A 14,328-nucleotide genomic window follows, 5' to 3' on the forward strand; every position below is an offset into this window, starting at 1 on the left:
TAGGCGTTTATGATGATTGCACTGTTTGGTGGGACTTTTGACCCCGTTCATTTAGGCCATATCAATATGGCTAAGCATTGTGTCGAGCATTTCAATTTAACAACTTTATACTTTATGCCATGTGCTATTCCAGCTCATAAGACTGCACCTGGGATAAGTACGCAGCATCGCATCACAATGCTCAATGCTGCGATTGCACCTTACCCATATTTTCAACTCGATTTACGCGAACTCAATCGCAGTGGCCCGTCATATTCATTATTAAGCCTGCAAGAGATCCGCATACAATTTCCAGATCAACCATTATTATTTTTAATTGGCATGGATTCGTTTAATAACTTAGATAAATGGTTTGAGTGGCAAACAATTACTCAGCTTTGTCATATTGTGGTATTTCAACGCCCGGGCCTAAAATTCACTGCCCATGGCGAGTTACTCGCATACCAACAAGCCGCAGAATGTAGCAATAGCGCAGAGCTTACAACGCAAGCTGGTGGAAAATTATATTTTTTAGCTGGCGAAGAAATGGCTATTGCCTCAAGCGATATTCGCAAGGCGATTAAAAATGGCATAGATTACAATGAACTTCTTCCTACTGGCGTGAGTCAGTATATTCAATCACAGCAACTTTATCTAAGTGATGAATAAATACCAGTTGCGTGATAAAATAACAGCTATTCACTTTTAAATGAGATAACACCTTGGATACGAAACAACTACTCGCCTTTGCAATAGACAAAATTGACGATATGAAAGCACGTGATGTGGTTAATATTGATGTAAGCGCAAGCTCAGACATCACCGATTTTATGGTCGTGTGCTCTGGTACTTCGAAACGTCATGTATTGTCAATTGCTGATCATTTAGCAAAAGAAGCTCGTCACGCAGGTCAAGAGCCTCTAGGGTATGAAGGCCAAAGCGATGGTGAATGGGCACTGGTTGATTTAGGCGATGTAATCGTACACGTAATGCAAGATCAAGCACGTAGCTATTACGACCTCGAAAAACTATGGAGCTAATATCAAGCTAACCGCTCACTAATTTTAATCGAGTTTGGATGTAACACGTGAAAATACAGATGATTGCCGTTGGCACCAAAATGCCAGCGTGGGTAGAAACGGGTTTTGCACAATATCAGCGCCGCTTTCCAAAAGATATGGCGCTGGAGTTAATTGAAATTCCCGCAGGTAAACGTGGTAAAAATGCAGATATTAAACGTATTTTGCATATTGAAGGCGAAAAAACCTTAGCCGCTATCCCTAAAGGCAATCGTATTGTTACGCTTGAGGTAACAGGCAAAGCGCTTGATACTCACCAATTAGCAAAAGACATGGAAAAGTGGCAACTGGATGGCCGCGATGTCAGTTTGCTAATTGGCGGCCCTGAAGGCTTAGCGCCGGAGTGCATTGCAGCTTCAGAGCAAAAATGGTCACTATCAAATTTGACCCTGCCCCATCCATTGGTGCGTATTATTGTTGCTGAAAGCCTTTATAGAGGCTGGAGCTTAAACAATAACCACCCGTATCATCGCGAGTAACATTTACTCATGCGCAAACACAGACCCACAATTAGAGACCACTCAGCAGAAGCTAACCTATTTGCTCGTCGCGCCTTTGTGGGGTTTGTATTTGTTACTATTTTAGTCGCGGTTTTACTTTCCAATTTATATACCATTCAAGTTGATGATCACCAAGATTATCAAACACGTTCTAACGACAATCGCATTAAAGTTATTCCTATTGCTCCTAACCGAGGCCTTATTTATGACCGCAATGGTGTGTTGCTCGCTGAAAATAAACCGGTTTATAATTTAGAAGTTATTCCTGAAGAAGTTGACGATCTTGATGCATCACTGTCAGCACTGACACAATTTATTGATATTTCAGAGCAACAAAAAAACGATTTTCTTGATGATATAAAACATAACCGTCGCTTTAAGAGTCAAGTATTAAAAGCACGTTTAAACGAACAAGAAGTAGCCCGTTTTTCGGTCAATCAGCATAAATTCCTAGGGTTTAGTATCGAAGCACGTTTGGCACGCTACTACCCGTTTGCAGACACCCTAACTCATGCGTTAGGGTATGTTGCTAAACTCAATAAAAAAGAACTGGCTCAGCTCGAAGCACAAGAGCAAGGTACTAATTACCGTGCAACCCATGATATTGGTAAACTCGGTATTGAGAAATATTATGAACAACTGCTGCATGGCCAAGTAGGTTCGCAGCGGGTTGAAGTCAATAATCGTGGTCGCGTCATTCGCACCTTAAGTATGACTCCTCCGCAGCCGGGTAATGATCTTGTTCTTACTCTTGATGTTGGCTTGCAGCAAATTGCCCAACATGCACTTAAAGATATGCGTGGCGCTGTGATCGTCATGGACGCCAAAGACGGAGGCGTGTTGGCGCTTTATTCCAATCCCAGTTATGATCCGAACTTATTTGTTCACGGCATTAGCAGTAAAAACTACAAAGCCTTATTAAATCCTGACCGACCTCTAATCAATCGAACCACACAAGGGCGTTATGCGCCAGCATCGACGGTAAAACCTCACATGGCTGTTCTGGCCCTTGAAGAAGGTCTCGTTACCGAGCAAACGTCAATGTGGGATCCTGGTTTCTTCCAAATTCCGAATGTTGATCATAAGTGGCGAGATTGGAAACGTTGGGGCCATGGCCATGTTGATGTTTACAAAGCCATTGAAGAGTCTTGTGATACCTATTTTTATGATGTTTCTTATCGATTAGGGATCACCAAAATCAGTGATTTTATGGCACAGTTTGGCTACGGTGATTTAACCGGTATTGATATTCATGAAGAAACCACGGCTATTTTGCCATCAAAAGAATGGAAAGAAGGCCGTTTTAAAGAATCATGGTGGCGTGGCGATACTATCTCTGTTGGCATTGGCCAAGGTTATTGGACCGCAACTCCCCTACAAATCGCAAACGCGATGAATATATTAGTAAATCGTGGCATTAACCACCCACCACACTTAGTACAAGTTGTGAAAAAAGACAATGACGTCACACAGATCAATAATGAAGAAAAGCCACCCGTTATTTTAAAAGATCCTCGCCATTGGCAGGTCGCATTAGATGCTATGCATAACACAGTTCAAAAAACCTCAGGTACTGCACACAGAGCATTTAAAGGAACAAATTACGATTCAGCAGGTAAAACAGGCACCGCACAAATAGTCAGTATTGCTCAAGGTGAGCGATACGATGCAAAATCCCTCAAAGAGCGTCAACGTGATAACACTATCTATGTAGGCTTTGCACCTTATGAGGATCCCAGAATAGTTGTTTCTGTTGTTCTAGAAAACAATCATGGCGGTGTGCAAATTGCTCGCCAACTAATGGATTACTACTTTGCCGCAAATCCCGTTAATCTTGCTAGGAATAACACACCATGACCAGTTTGCATGATGGCCGTTCAATCTGGATGCGTATGCATCTTGACTTGCCGCTTCTGCTGGCATTGCTATTAATGATGGCAGGCAGTGTAACCGTTGTTTATAGCGCCAGTGGTCAAGACCCTGCAATGATGATCCGTCATATTACTCGCATGGGCGGCGCTGTTTTAGGTATGATTATTTTAGCGCAATTTTCACCCGCGACCTTAAAGCGTTTAGTTATTCCTTTATATTGTGTTGGGTTACTGATGCTGGTTGGGGTGCTGTTATTTGGCGTCAGCTCCAAAGGCGCTCAGCGCTGGTTAGATTTAGGCATTACCCGCTTTCAACCTGCTGAATTAATGAAAATAGCCGTGCCTATGATGGTGGCTTGGTATATTGGCCGTAATCATTTGCCGCCAAGAGCACTGCACTTAGTTGTTGGTTTTACCATTGTTATGGTTCCCACACTCCTGATCAAAGAACAGCCCGACTTAGGTACCTCCATCTTAATTGCCAGTTCAGGGATCTTTGTATTATTTTTGTCTGGTTTAAGCTGGCGATTAATCGGCTTTTTAAGCGCTTTGGTTGCTTTAGCTGCATGGCCTTTTTGGCATTACGGTATGCATGACTATCAAAAACAGCGGGTACTAACTTTGTTCAATCCAGAAAGCGATCCTCTTGGCTCTGGTTATCATATTATCCAATCAAAAATAGCTATCGGCTCTGGTGGTATTGAAGGTAAAGGTTGGCTGCAAGGCACGCAATCACAATTAGAGTTTTTACCTGAACGCCATACTGATTTTATCTTTTCAGTACTTAGTGAGGAATTTGGCCTTTTTGGTGTATGTGTTTTATTGTCCATGTATTTATTTATTATTGGTCGCGGTTTGTATATCGCAGTTAATGCTCAAGATGCATTTGGTAAATTACTGGCAGGGGCACTCACGCTGACTTTTTTTGTTTATGTATTTGTAAATATTGGCATGGTATCAGGGTTATTACCTGTGGTGGGTGTACCATTGCCATTGATAAGTTATGGCGGTACGTCGATGGTCACTTTAATGGCCGGGTTTGGCATTATTATGTCTATCGCAACTGATAAAAGGATGCTGTTAAAATAATGCGCTACTGTTTAAAATTATTCAGCTGTTTGTGGTTAGTGGTTTTTTTAAGTGCCTGTAGCTCTTCAGGTATAAATCACAGTGACCGTTATAGTATGCGTCATGATTCTGCACCACTGAGAGTACCCACTGAATTAGAAATGCAAGATGCCATAGTCACAGAGGTTAGCAAAAGTGCCAGTGCTGGGCGCGCTTACACAGTTAACGGCAAAAACTATACTCCGATGCTAGATGAAACGGGTTATAGCGAAGAAGGTATCGCTTCATGGTATGGCCGTAAATTTCATGGTTATCACACCTCAAATGGCGAAGTCTACGATATGTTTGCGATGACTGCCGCTCATAAAACGTTACCCTTGCCTAGCTTTGTAAAAGTAACCAACACCAGTAATGGCAAATCTGTAATTGTCCGTGTAAATGATCGTGGCCCATTTCATGATGATCGCTTAATCGATTTATCCTATGCAGCAGCGTATAAACTTGGTTACTATCATCATGGTACAGCCAAGGTTAAGCTTGAAGCTATTACAATGGCCGATTCGACTGCGCGTTTGAGTTATATTCAAGTCGCTGCAGGCAGTACCTTAAAAAATATTGAAGCATTAGCGTACACTTTACGCCAGCAATATCAATTACCCACTAATATTGTGGAAAAAGATGCTATTTATAGGCTGCGTTTAGGGCCAATTAAAAATGCTGAGCAAGCTCAGCAAGTACTTGAAAAACTAAAACAGGATCAATTTCAAAACGCGTTCTTGCTTTATAGTGAATAACACCTTTAGAATGAGGTAAACGCGAATCTTTAACTTTAACCATTAATGAGTATGATGAAATCTATTAAATCCAAAATTATTAGCGGTGTATGTGGCGTAGTTTGCTCTGCTGCCGTTTTTTCTGCGACCGCCCAAATCATCCCTGCACCGCCTCAAGTTAATGCAAAAGGTTATTTTCTTGTTGATTTTACCACTGGTAAAGTTATTGCCGAGGGTGAAGCTGATACTCGCCTAGCACCTGCCAGTTTAACTAAAATGATGACCAGCTACGTCATTGGTACCGAAATCAAAGCAGGCAATATAGCGCCAACAGATATGGTTACGGTAAGCGAAAAAGCGTGGGCTAAAAACTTTCCTGAATCTTCGAAAATGTTCATCGAAGTGGGTAAGCAAATTAGTGTTAACGATTTAAACCACGGTATTATTATCCAGTCAGGTAATGATGCTTGCGTAGCAATGGCAGAACATATTGCCGGTAGCGAAAGCGCATTTGCAGACTTAATGAATGCCCATGCTGAGAAATTAGGTATGAGTAACAGCCACTTCATTAATAGCCATGGCTTAGATACCAACGAACACTTCACAACCCCTCGAGATATGGCCACCTTAGGTGCAGCACTTATTCGTGATGTACCTGACGAGTATGCGGTTTACTCACAAAAATCATTTACTTTTAACGGCATTAAGCAATACAACCGTAACTCACTGTTATGGGATGAAAGCTTAAACGTTGATGGTATAAAAACCGGTCATACATCGGAAGCAGGTTACAGCTTAGTAAGTTCAGCGACTAAAGATGATATGCGTTTAATCGCCGTGGTTATGGGTACTTCGAGTGAACGTGCACGTAAAGTAGAAAGTAAAAAATTACTTAACTATGGTTTTCGTTTTTTTGAAACAATCACACCTTACAAAGCCGGCGACAGTTTTGCCGAGCAACGTATTTGGATGGGTAACAAAGAAAATGTATCGTTAGGCATTTTAGTTGATACGCCGATCACTATTCCACGCGGCCAACGTAAAAATTTAAAAGCCGACTTTAAACTTGATAAAGTTTTAGAGGCACCATTAGCGAAAGGCTCTACCGTAGGTACTTTATCTTTACAACTTGAAGGCGAAGTAATTGCTCAGTATCCTCTGGTAACGCTTGAAGAAGTTGAAGAAGGTAGCTTCTTTAGTAAAATTTATGATTACCTACGTTTACAAATAATGTAAAACGCTACCAAATAATATAAGCGCCTTGCAAAGCAAGGCGTTTTTTTTTGCTTTAAAGATGGTAGAATGCGCCCCATATCTAACCCGCAAATAACCAGAATACCAATTGTCTTATGTAAGCGATTAATTCAATTGTTATAAAGGTCGAGAACAGGTTATCTAATCGGTTTATTGTTTGGTAATAAATACTAAACACACATATAAGTATGAGGAGTCAACGTCGTGGCTACACCGGTAAAAAATACTAAATTTGATGAATATTTAGAATACCCTTGCCCTTTTACATTTAGAGTAATGGGGTTGGCAAACGTCAACTTAACTGACCAAATTCTAACTAAGTTACAACCTATTGCCCCTGGCGACTACGCTCCAAAAGTTAAACCTAGCAGCAAAGGTAATTATGAGTCAGTTAGCTTAGTCGTTACCGTGACCAGCGGCACTCATATTGAAGAAATTTATAACGTGATCAGTGCGATTGATGACGTACGACACATGCTTTAAACGCTAAGCGGAGTAAGCTGTGAGCGAAAATACCTTAATCGTCCGTCAACTTGGTAAACAGCGTTACATGCCAATTTGGCAACAAATGCAAAACTATACTGATGTTCGAACTGAGCATGATGCGGATGAAATATGGCTCGTTGAACATGAGCCAGTATTTACGCAAGGCCAAGCAGGTAAAGATGAACACCTACTTGCACCTGGAGATATAGAAGTGATCAAGGTTGACCGAGGTGGTCAAGTAACCTATCACGGACCGGGCCAGCAAATGATGTACGTATTATTTAACTTACGTCGCTTGAAAATTGGCGTACGAGAATTGGTCACATGGCTTGAAGAGTGCATTATCGATACACTCAATGATTACGGTATTAAAGCCTACGCAAAAGCAGATGCCCCGGGGGTTTATGTTAACGATAGCAAAATAGCATCATTAGGACTTCGTGTTCGCCGTGGCTGCTCTTTTCATGGTCTAGCATTGAATGTAAATATGGACATGAGCCCGTTTTTACGTATCAACCCATGTGGTTACGCCGGTATGAACATGGTGCAAACAACCGACTTGAACGGCCCAGAAAACCTTGCGCAAGCAGGTGCTGGGCTCGTAAAACATATGATTAAAAAACTTAATGCGACACAGGTTAAGTATACTGAAGGGTTTGAAAACGAATGAATAAACCAGTCAAGATGGAACCAGGGGTAAAACTACGCGACGCTGAAAAAATGGCGTTGATCCCAGTAAAAGTATTACCCACTGAAAAAAACGAAATGTTACGCAAGCCAGAGTGGCTAAAAATTCGCTTACCTAAATCAACTGAGCGGATCGACGGCATTAAACAAGCCATGCGTAAGCACGGACTGCATTCAGTGTGTGAAGAAGCCTCTTGCCCTAACTTATCAGAATGCTTTAATCACGGTACAGCAACTTTTATGATTTTAGGCGCAATTTGTACTCGTCGTTGCCCATTTTGTGATGTTGCCCATGGCCGTCCGTTAACACCAGATGCCGCAGAGCCTGAAAAGTTGGCTCTTACTATTCGCGATATGAAGTTAAGCTATGTAGTGATCACCTCAGTGGATCGAGATGATTTACGTGATGGCGGCGCACAACATTTTGCTGATTGTATTCGTGAAATTCGCAAGTATAACCCAAAAATCACCATCGAAATTTTAGTGCCTGATTTTCGTGGCCGTATGGACCGAGCACTTGAGATCCTAATCGAAACGCCACCAGATGTATTCAATCATAACCTTGAAACTGCGCCGCGTTTATATAAACTTGCGCGCCCAGGTGCTGACTACAAATGGTCATTAGAATTACTACGTCGCTTTAAAGAAGCACACCCTGAAGTGAAAACTAAATCAGGTCTAATGGTTGGTCTTGGCGAAGAAATTAGCGAGATCGAAGAAGTACTGCGTGATTTACGCGCGCATAATGTCGATATGCTAACGGTTGGCCAATACCTACAGCCATCAAAGCATCACTTACCTGTAAAACGCTACGTGCCACCAGCAGAGTTTGACGCGCTTAAAGAGTACGCTGATGAAATTGGCTTTACTCATGCCGCATCAGGCCCATTTGTTCGTTCAAGCTACCATGCTGATCAACAAGCTGCGGGTAAAGAAGTGAAGTAATCATTTTTACAGAATTGAAAAAGCCGTTAGTAATGGATTAAATCACTAACGGCTTTTTTGTTATATTAATGGTCTTACCTTTCATGCTAAACCCTTAAAGTTAATTTTAAGAGCATTTCTTCTTAGTTGTTGTAAAAATTTTTAGCATATATTTTTCAACGTTTATTTTCGTTTCGAAGCATTGCTTCTCAATTGTGCTGAAACATTATCGTTCAACTTAAGCCAATTTGTTTCATAATCCCACGTTGCTTTAAACTCTTCGCTACTCCTTGAGCTTTCTAACATTTCTCTAAAATCAAAGACGTCCGCAAAATTACTTTCATTTACGTCATAATTACCCCAGCCTCTAGGCTCCATCTTAATATACTTTAAATAATTAGACTTAAAATCATTAACGGCAGTGACTAGCTCTTCATTACTATTTAGTTTTTCTGCAATGATTGCCTTTTCATCATCATTAAGAGAACCCGTTACTGTAAGCTCACCTGACTCATTGATAGAAATACCCCAACTTTTATTTGCTAAGGAAGGCTGTTCACTCCTTAATTCAGCCATAACGCTATCATAGGGTGAAAGCATCTTCTCAACTGCTTTAGGGACATCACCACCAGGCATATACAAATGAACTGTAGCGACTCCAATATCATACATAACCTCTTCAATAGGTCTTAATATATTGGCATCTTTATTTACAGGCTTATAGTATGTTGCATCAGGCTCTTTAAACTGCCCTTTATGATAGATGTCCTTCGCTAGGCGCTCCATTTCACTTTTTAATTGCTCTTTACTATTCACTGGCGTGTTGATTTCGACCACCGAACTGTTTGAAGTAGGTTGCAATAGTGGATATGTATCTTTCGAGTTAACTTGCATATTACGTCCTTGTTTTTTTTATAGCTAAGTTGTTATCGGCTAACTATTCTTATGCTTTAACTATTCCCCCCCAAAAAAGGAACCTACTTTATTCTTTGGCTATCAGCCAAAAACTATTTTTGCGGTTTGTAATTAATCATTAGGTCAAACGGCTTTTCCTTGAGACAATCACCCCTGTTATTTTTAAAACATGGTTCTTTATGAAACTATTAGTTAGAAACTTATCACGCACTATCACTGAACATGAAATCCGCGTACTTTTTACTGAACACGGTAAAGTAGCCGATTGTAATTTAGTACTAGATAAAGAAACCGGCCAATCGAAAGGCTTTGCCTTTGTAGAAATGCCAAACGATGCAGAAGCTGCTGTAGCAATAAAAGCATTGAATCAAAGTACTGTTGATAAAAGCAAGATCCGCGTAAAGAAAGCTGACGCTTAAACGTGTTATTTTGTTGCAAAAGGCCAGCACTCTTCGCTGGCTTTTAGCTTTTTTTCACACAACTTCTGCGCCAGTCCCTTTCACCCAACGAAATTTAATTCAGCCCCTAAATCATAGTACCCAAAATCAACTAATTGTATTTTATAAAAATATCTGCGCTTCATGGCAAAAAACTAGACAGCAAAACCGACACCCCATATAGTCACAGTATGTATCCTTAAAAACCTGCAATTATGACTCCTCTTTTTAAATCGCTCAGTGTAACTTTATTATTGGGCTTAACTGGCTGTTCAGAGCCTGCTCAAGAACAAACGACGCTTGACAATACAACCAGTGTAAATTTAAGCAATATTAAACAACATATTAAAACCCTTGCCTCAGACGAATTTGAAGGACGCGGTCCATTAACGCGCGGTGAAGTAAAAACTGTGGGTTACTTAAGTGACCAATACCAAGCGCTTGGATTAACTGGTGCATATAATGATAAGTTTTTACAGCCGGTAAAAATGGCGATGGTAACCGCTGATCAAAACATGCAATTAAAAATTGGCGACTTGAGCTTTACCGCTGGTAAAGATTTTACGGCGCGAACGAAGCAATTACAGCCACTTATTGATGTTCGTGATTCAGAGGTAGTATTTGTTGGTTATGGCATTAATGCGCCCGAGTATAATTGGAATGATTATAAGAATATTGATGTAACGGGTAAAACGGTTGTTGTGTTAGTAAATGATCCTGGGTTTGCTACGCAAAACGATGCGCTATTTACCGGCAACGCTATGACCTACTACGGTCGCTGGACTTACAAATACGAAGAAGCCGCTCGCCAAGGCGCAGCCGCAGTATTTATTGTGCACGAAACAGCGCCAGCTGCATATCCTTGGGGCGTAGTTGAAAGCTCAAATACAGGCACAAAATATACCTTGATGGATAACAACCTAAACGCATCAGAACTACCGGTTATGGGTTGGCTAACACTTGATGCAACCGAGCAGCTATTTAAATCAGCAAACTTGAGCTATCAACAATTAAAGCAACAAGCACTTAACGACGACTTTAAAGCTACTGCGCTTAATTTAACAGCAAACCTTGCATTTAAAAACGAAGTGTCACACGCTAAATCACACAATGTTGTTGCAAAATTAACGGGCAGTGAAGCGCCTGATGAATATATTGTGGTCAGCGCACATTGGGATCATTTTGGCACTAAGCAAACTGATAGCGGGCCAAAAATTTATAATGGTGCAGTTGATAATGCCTCAGGCAGTGCTGCCACAATTGAAATCGCTCGTATATTAAGTAACATGCATAAACAAAAACCGTTTAAGCGCTCGATTATTTTTGCAAACTTTACCGCCGAAGAAACAGGGTTAATTGGCTCAGAGCAATTTGCCAGTGGCGAACTTATCCCTACCAAGCAGATGGTCGCTCTGTTAAATATTGATGGTATGAATGTGCTAGATGGCACCGATTACATACTGCAATACGGCAAAGGCTTATCACAAATGGAAGACTACCTTAGCAAAGCCGCAAGCAAACAAGGCCGTCATGTAAAAATGGATCCCGTGCCACAAAACGGCCTATTCTTCCGATCAGATCACTTCTCACTAGCTAAACAAGGCGTACCTGGTTTACTGTTTATGAGTTTAGGTGATACAGATCCAGATTATATTGCTCATAAATACCATAAAGAAGCTGATGATTACTCTGCTCAGTGGTCATTAGGTGGTGTAAAACAAGACATCGAGTTAATTGTTGATATCGCATCACAACTGGCAAACAACGGTGATTGGCCAAAATGGCAAGCAGATTCAGATTTTAAAACTCGTCGCGCCCAAGACCGCGCAGAATAAATTAAGTTGAGTTGGGGTAGGCATTCATCGCCTACCCCATTTTTATTAATGCCCTTTCTTATTGCGTTGTGCGCTCAATAATAAGGTTTCGGCTTTTGCCCCTAAATACACATAAATAGCCAACGCAATCAATAGCCCTACAACCGCCAACATCATATAAATTGCCGGTAATAAATACTGCGACTGCCCCAGCGCTGCCTTAAACATCGTTAATAACGCTTCAATAGACACTGCAATTAAAATAGTAGAAATAAACCGTGTGATAGTGCGCCGCGTTGAACTGTGCCTAAAGATATCTTTATGCATTAAAATTTCTTCTTCGAGAATTGTTTTACCTAAATCAAATATTGCTAACGCGAGGGTGATAAAAATGATGATCGTAAACGGTTCGAGCGGATCATTTTCTATAGAGCGGACAAACAGTAAGCTATAAATATCACCAAACACCCGACCAAGTAAAAATAACACTAAGATAAATAAGCAACTGACAATAATGCCATAACCCGCTTTAAAAAATGGCGTCATCGTGGCGCGAGTACGATCCCCCATAATAAATTCGATTAATTGCGTTAAACATACATCAATCACTAAATAGCGATTTTCGCCATATGAAGCATGTAACGATTTTATTGCTGAAATACATAAGTGATTGGTCGCGATCGAAATATAGGGCGGCGTAAAACGAGTATGTTGCTGCTGTTGGATACCTTGAAAATACGGCCGTTCACTCAAATCCTGTGAATCGCCATGATTATTTAAGGTTTTCATATACTGACGTTTAAAGCAGACATTGTTACCTAGCTGCACGCCATTTTTATCTAGACAGTATTGTAATTCTAAAAATGGGTATTGAGCGATTAAGTAACGATTATCTTGTTGTTTTTTAACACCGTCTTCTAAGCTTGCTAGCACTGAGTCAAGTAAGTCGTGGATCACGGTTTGATATTCTTGGTAACGTTCGACGCTACTGATATAACTCATTCTTGCCATGTGTTTGCTCCTAACTGCATTATTAAAAGTAATAGCAATTACGGAACCAACTTTACAAAAACTTATAAATCAACTGGTTGCATTATCTGAAGAAGAGAAAAGATCCATTTCGCACCAACCGGGTGCAAAATAAACTGCTGGACTTACTTTTTTGCAAGCACAAAAAATGGGCTACTTAGCCCATTCTTTCATTAAATCAATTACTTTTAAATTTCATCATCAGAGTCTTGCACTTGACGTTGTGCAGCTCTAGCAATGATTTCAACATAAAACGACTCTAAGCCTTGTTTTTCAATTTCGCTGATTGAGTTGCTAATTTCAGCAACGTGCACCACTTGGGCATCTTCAGCTGTGTTACCAAATTTACAATCAAATGCCCAGTAATCAGCATCAATTGGCAACGTTTTGTTACGCTCTCTTTTCAAATACTTTTTTACTTCATGCTTTGCAGCATCTACCATGCGAGGGTATTTGATTTTCTCGTGATTCAGCGTGAATGTTTTCTTCATTACGTTCCTAATTACCTTGATTTAATGATGATGGCAATAATACCAAGTAAATTGGAAATGCCATTTGGGGTCATTATAGCAATTGCATTTAGTTTGTGGATGCTTTTTTTACACTAAAATAAATAAAATATTTTTACCGATAATTATTACAGCTTAATATCACGCTTGGGCAAGGTGTAAGGGTTGATGAAGATCTGCATTATTAAGGCTATCGTAAAATGCAGCCGCATCCATTTGCGGATGATCCAGCTGTGTTTCTTTATCTAAATGACGCTTTCGCACGACTAGTTCGCAATTATCAATCACCATTAGTGGAATATGGTTTTTATCATCTCTGATCACTAATGGTTCCGGCGCAAGGCACGAACGTAAACGAATATCTGCCATGCTGCCTTGTTGTAATAGCTGTGCATTATGTTGGCCAATGAGCATATCAAATTCATCTGGAGCCAATGCTTGCTCAGGCCCTGCCCCTAATTGTTCACGTAATTGCACTTCATTTGGTGTTGAAGCATGTGCATCAAATGGGGTTTTAGGGAGATGAAATTGACTAAAATCTAACACGTCATGAGAAAGCATTGCCAATAATAATGCAAACTCGCCACGACGGTGTTCTGAGACACTTTTGGCAAGACGATTGTTAAGTTGACTCTCTGTGATTAACAAATCATCGATTTGCATAGACTTTAGCCGATTGCAGTTAGTAATAGATATTTATCGGCTTTATTTAATATTTCTTTAGCTTTTTTCTTTACTTAAATGCTCACTTTGCTATTATCAGCGCCGTTGCATTGGAGGGGTTCCCGAGCGGCCAAAGGGATCAGACTGTAAATCTGACGGCTCAGCCTTCGCTGGTTCGAATCCAGCTCCCTCCACCACTTTTCTTACCGCTAAGTTAAGTGGGGCCAAATGCGACAAAATTAGTGTGGAGGGGTTCCCGAGCGGCCAAAGGGATCAGACTGTAAATCTGACGGCTCAGCCTTCGCTGGTTCGAATCCAGCTCCCTCCACCACTTTTCTTA

16 protein-coding genes and 2 tRNA genes are annotated in these 14,328 nt (G+C 40.7%); 14 read left to right on the plus strand and 4 right to left on the minus strand.

Annotated elements, in window-relative coordinates; genetic code table 11:
• Positions 1-12 precede the first annotated feature (12 nt).
• The 10 genes from nadD to lipA all read left to right on the plus strand — a co-directional run bounded on the left by nadD (position 13) and on the right by lipA (position 8,642).
• Complete coding sequence (nadD, locus tag H5201_RS17730; RefSeq protein ID WP_182740492.1) at positions 13-648, plus strand: nicotinate-nucleotide adenylyltransferase; 636 nt, start codon at positions 13-15, stop codon at positions 646-648.
• Between the two features lie 53 nt (positions 649-701).
• A complete protein-coding gene (rsfS, locus tag H5201_RS17735) occupies positions 702-1,019 on the plus strand; it encodes a ribosome silencing factor (protein ID WP_145240548.1) in 318 nt (105 codons plus the stop codon).
• A gap of 47 nt (positions 1,020-1,066) precedes the next feature.
• On the plus strand, positions 1,067-1,537 hold the full coding sequence (gene rlmH, locus H5201_RS17740) for a 23S rRNA (pseudouridine(1915)-N(3))-methyltransferase RlmH (protein ID WP_145240546.1): 471 nt from the start codon (positions 1,067-1,069) through the stop codon (positions 1,535-1,537).
• A gap of 9 nt (positions 1,538-1,546) precedes the next feature.
• Positions 1,547-3,415, plus strand: coding sequence for a penicillin-binding protein 2 (mrdA, locus tag H5201_RS17745; protein WP_182785148.1), 1,869 nt, complete (start codon positions 1,547-1,549; stop codon positions 3,413-3,415).
• Complete coding sequence (rodA, locus tag H5201_RS17750; protein ID WP_182785149.1) at positions 3,412-4,518, plus strand: rod shape-determining protein RodA; 1,107 nt, start codon at positions 3,412-3,414, stop codon at positions 4,516-4,518. The genes mrdA and rodA overlap by 4 nt, the downstream gene beginning before the upstream one ends.
• On the plus strand, positions 4,518-5,291 hold the full coding sequence (locus H5201_RS17755) for a septal ring lytic transglycosylase RlpA family protein (RefSeq protein ID WP_182718130.1): 774 nt from the start codon (positions 4,518-4,520) through the stop codon (positions 5,289-5,291). Before rodA ends, H5201_RS17755 begins: the two co-directional genes overlap by 1 nt.
• Before the next feature lie 54 nt (positions 5,292-5,345).
• On the plus strand, positions 5,346-6,506 hold the full coding sequence (locus H5201_RS17760) for a serine hydrolase (protein WP_149980736.1): 1,161 nt from the start codon (positions 5,346-5,348) through the stop codon (positions 6,504-6,506).
• Between the two features lie 222 nt (positions 6,507-6,728).
• Positions 6,729-7,007 (plus strand): DUF493 family protein YbeD, encoded by a 279-nt coding sequence (gene ybeD / locus H5201_RS17765; RefSeq protein ID WP_145240537.1) that lies wholly within the window; start codon positions 6,729-6,731, stop codon positions 7,005-7,007.
• 19 nt (positions 7,008-7,026) lie between these two features.
• Positions 7,027-7,680, plus strand: coding sequence for a lipoyl(octanoyl) transferase LipB (gene lipB / locus H5201_RS17770; protein ID WP_145240535.1), 654 nt, complete (start codon positions 7,027-7,029; stop codon positions 7,678-7,680).
• Positions 7,677-8,642 (plus strand): lipoyl synthase, encoded by a 966-nt coding sequence (gene lipA / locus H5201_RS17775; RefSeq protein ID WP_145240533.1) that lies wholly within the window; start codon positions 7,677-7,679, stop codon positions 8,640-8,642. Before lipB ends, lipA begins: the two co-directional genes overlap by 4 nt.
• 162 nt (positions 8,643-8,804) lie before the next feature.
• Here the strand turns inward: lipA and H5201_RS17780 are convergent, their stop codons facing one another.
• Positions 8,805-9,515 (minus strand): hypothetical protein, encoded by a 711-nt coding sequence (locus H5201_RS17780; protein WP_182718131.1) that lies wholly within the window; start codon positions 9,513-9,515, stop codon positions 8,805-8,807.
• A 200-nt stretch (positions 9,516-9,715) separates the two neighbouring features.
• Between H5201_RS17780 and H5201_RS17785 the strand changes: the two genes are divergently transcribed.
• Both H5201_RS17785 and H5201_RS17790 read left to right on the plus strand, forming a co-directional pair.
• Positions 9,716-9,955, plus strand: a complete 240-nt coding sequence (locus tag H5201_RS17785; protein WP_145241401.1) for an RNA-binding protein — start codon at positions 9,716-9,718, stop codon at positions 9,953-9,955.
• Positions 9,956-10,188: 233 nt separating this feature from the next.
• Positions 10,189-11,808: a M28 family metallopeptidase gene (locus tag H5201_RS17790; RefSeq protein ID WP_182718132.1), complete on the plus strand. Its 1,620-nt coding sequence runs from the start codon at positions 10,189-10,191 to the stop codon at positions 11,806-11,808.
• Positions 11,809-11,853: 45 nt separating this feature from the next.
• On the opposite strand, the gene H5201_RS17795 is transcribed toward H5201_RS17790, so the two are convergent.
• The 3 genes from H5201_RS17795 to H5201_RS17805 form a co-directional block, all read right to left on the minus strand.
• Positions 11,854-12,798 (minus strand): general glycosylation pathway protein, encoded by a 945-nt coding sequence (locus H5201_RS17795; RefSeq protein WP_182718133.1) that lies wholly within the window; start codon positions 12,796-12,798, stop codon positions 11,854-11,856.
• A 206-nt stretch (positions 12,799-13,004) separates the two neighbouring features.
• Positions 13,005-13,307 carry a DUF6172 family protein gene (locus H5201_RS17800; RefSeq protein ID WP_145241408.1) on the minus strand — a complete coding sequence of 101 codons (303 nt, stop codon included), beginning with the start codon at positions 13,305-13,307 and terminating at the stop codon, positions 13,005-13,007.
• 159 nt (positions 13,308-13,466) lie between these two features.
• Positions 13,467-13,988 carry a VC2046/SO_2500 family protein gene (locus tag H5201_RS17805; protein ID WP_182785150.1) on the minus strand — a complete coding sequence of 174 codons (522 nt, stop codon included), beginning with the start codon at positions 13,986-13,988 and terminating at the stop codon, positions 13,467-13,469.
• Positions 13,989-14,100: 112 nt separating this feature from the next.
• Here H5201_RS17805 and H5201_RS17810 point away from each other — a divergent pair.
• Both H5201_RS17810 and H5201_RS17815 read left to right on the plus strand, forming a co-directional pair.
• Positions 14,101-14,185 (plus strand) — tRNA-Tyr (locus tag H5201_RS17810).
• Positions 14,186-14,234: 49 nt separating this feature from the next.
• Positions 14,235-14,319, plus strand: a tRNA-Tyr gene (locus tag H5201_RS17815).
• Positions 14,320-14,328 lie beyond the last annotated feature (9 nt).

Source organism: Pseudoalteromonas sp. SG43-6, assembly GCF_014164365.1.
GTDB classification, from domain to species: Bacteria; Pseudomonadota; Gammaproteobacteria; order Enterobacterales; family Alteromonadaceae; genus Pseudoalteromonas; species Pseudoalteromonas rhizosphaerae.

Excerpts from the sequence above, each read along its gene's own strand:
- nadD (WP_182740492.1), top strand. The coding sequence starts at position 13 with ATGATTGCACTGTTTGGTGGGACTTTTGACCCCGTTCATTTAGGCCAT.
- mrdA (WP_182785148.1), top strand. The coding sequence starts at position 1,547 with ATGCGCAAACACAGACCCACAATTAGAGACCACTCAGCAGAAGCTAAC.
- rodA (WP_182785149.1), top strand. The coding sequence starts at position 3,412 with ATGACCAGTTTGCATGATGGCCGTTCAATCTGGATGCGTATGCATCTT.
- H5201_RS17755 (WP_182718130.1), top strand. The coding sequence starts at position 4,518 with ATGCGCTACTGTTTAAAATTATTCAGCTGTTTGTGGTTAGTGGTTTTT.
- H5201_RS17760 (WP_149980736.1), top strand. The coding sequence starts at position 5,346 with ATGAAATCTATTAAATCCAAAATTATTAGCGGTGTATGTGGCGTAGTT.
- lipA (WP_145240533.1), top strand. The coding sequence starts at position 7,677 with ATGAATAAACCAGTCAAGATGGAACCAGGGGTAAAACTACGCGACGCT.
- H5201_RS17780 (WP_182718131.1), bottom strand. The coding sequence starts at position 9,515 with ATGCAAGTTAACTCGAAAGATACATATCCACTATTGCAACCTACTTCA.
- H5201_RS17785 (WP_145241401.1), top strand. The coding sequence starts at position 9,716 with ATGAAACTATTAGTTAGAAACTTATCACGCACTATCACTGAACATGAA.
- H5201_RS17790 (WP_182718132.1), top strand. The coding sequence starts at position 10,189 with ATGACTCCTCTTTTTAAATCGCTCAGTGTAACTTTATTATTGGGCTTA.
- H5201_RS17795 (WP_182718133.1), bottom strand. The coding sequence starts at position 12,798 with ATGGCAAGAATGAGTTATATCAGTAGCGTCGAACGTTACCAAGAATAT.
- H5201_RS17800 (WP_145241408.1), bottom strand. The coding sequence starts at position 13,307 with ATGAAGAAAACATTCACGCTGAATCACGAGAAAATCAAATACCCTCGC.
- H5201_RS17805 (WP_182785150.1), bottom strand. The coding sequence starts at position 13,988 with ATGCAAATCGATGATTTGTTAATCACAGAGAGTCAACTTAACAATCGT.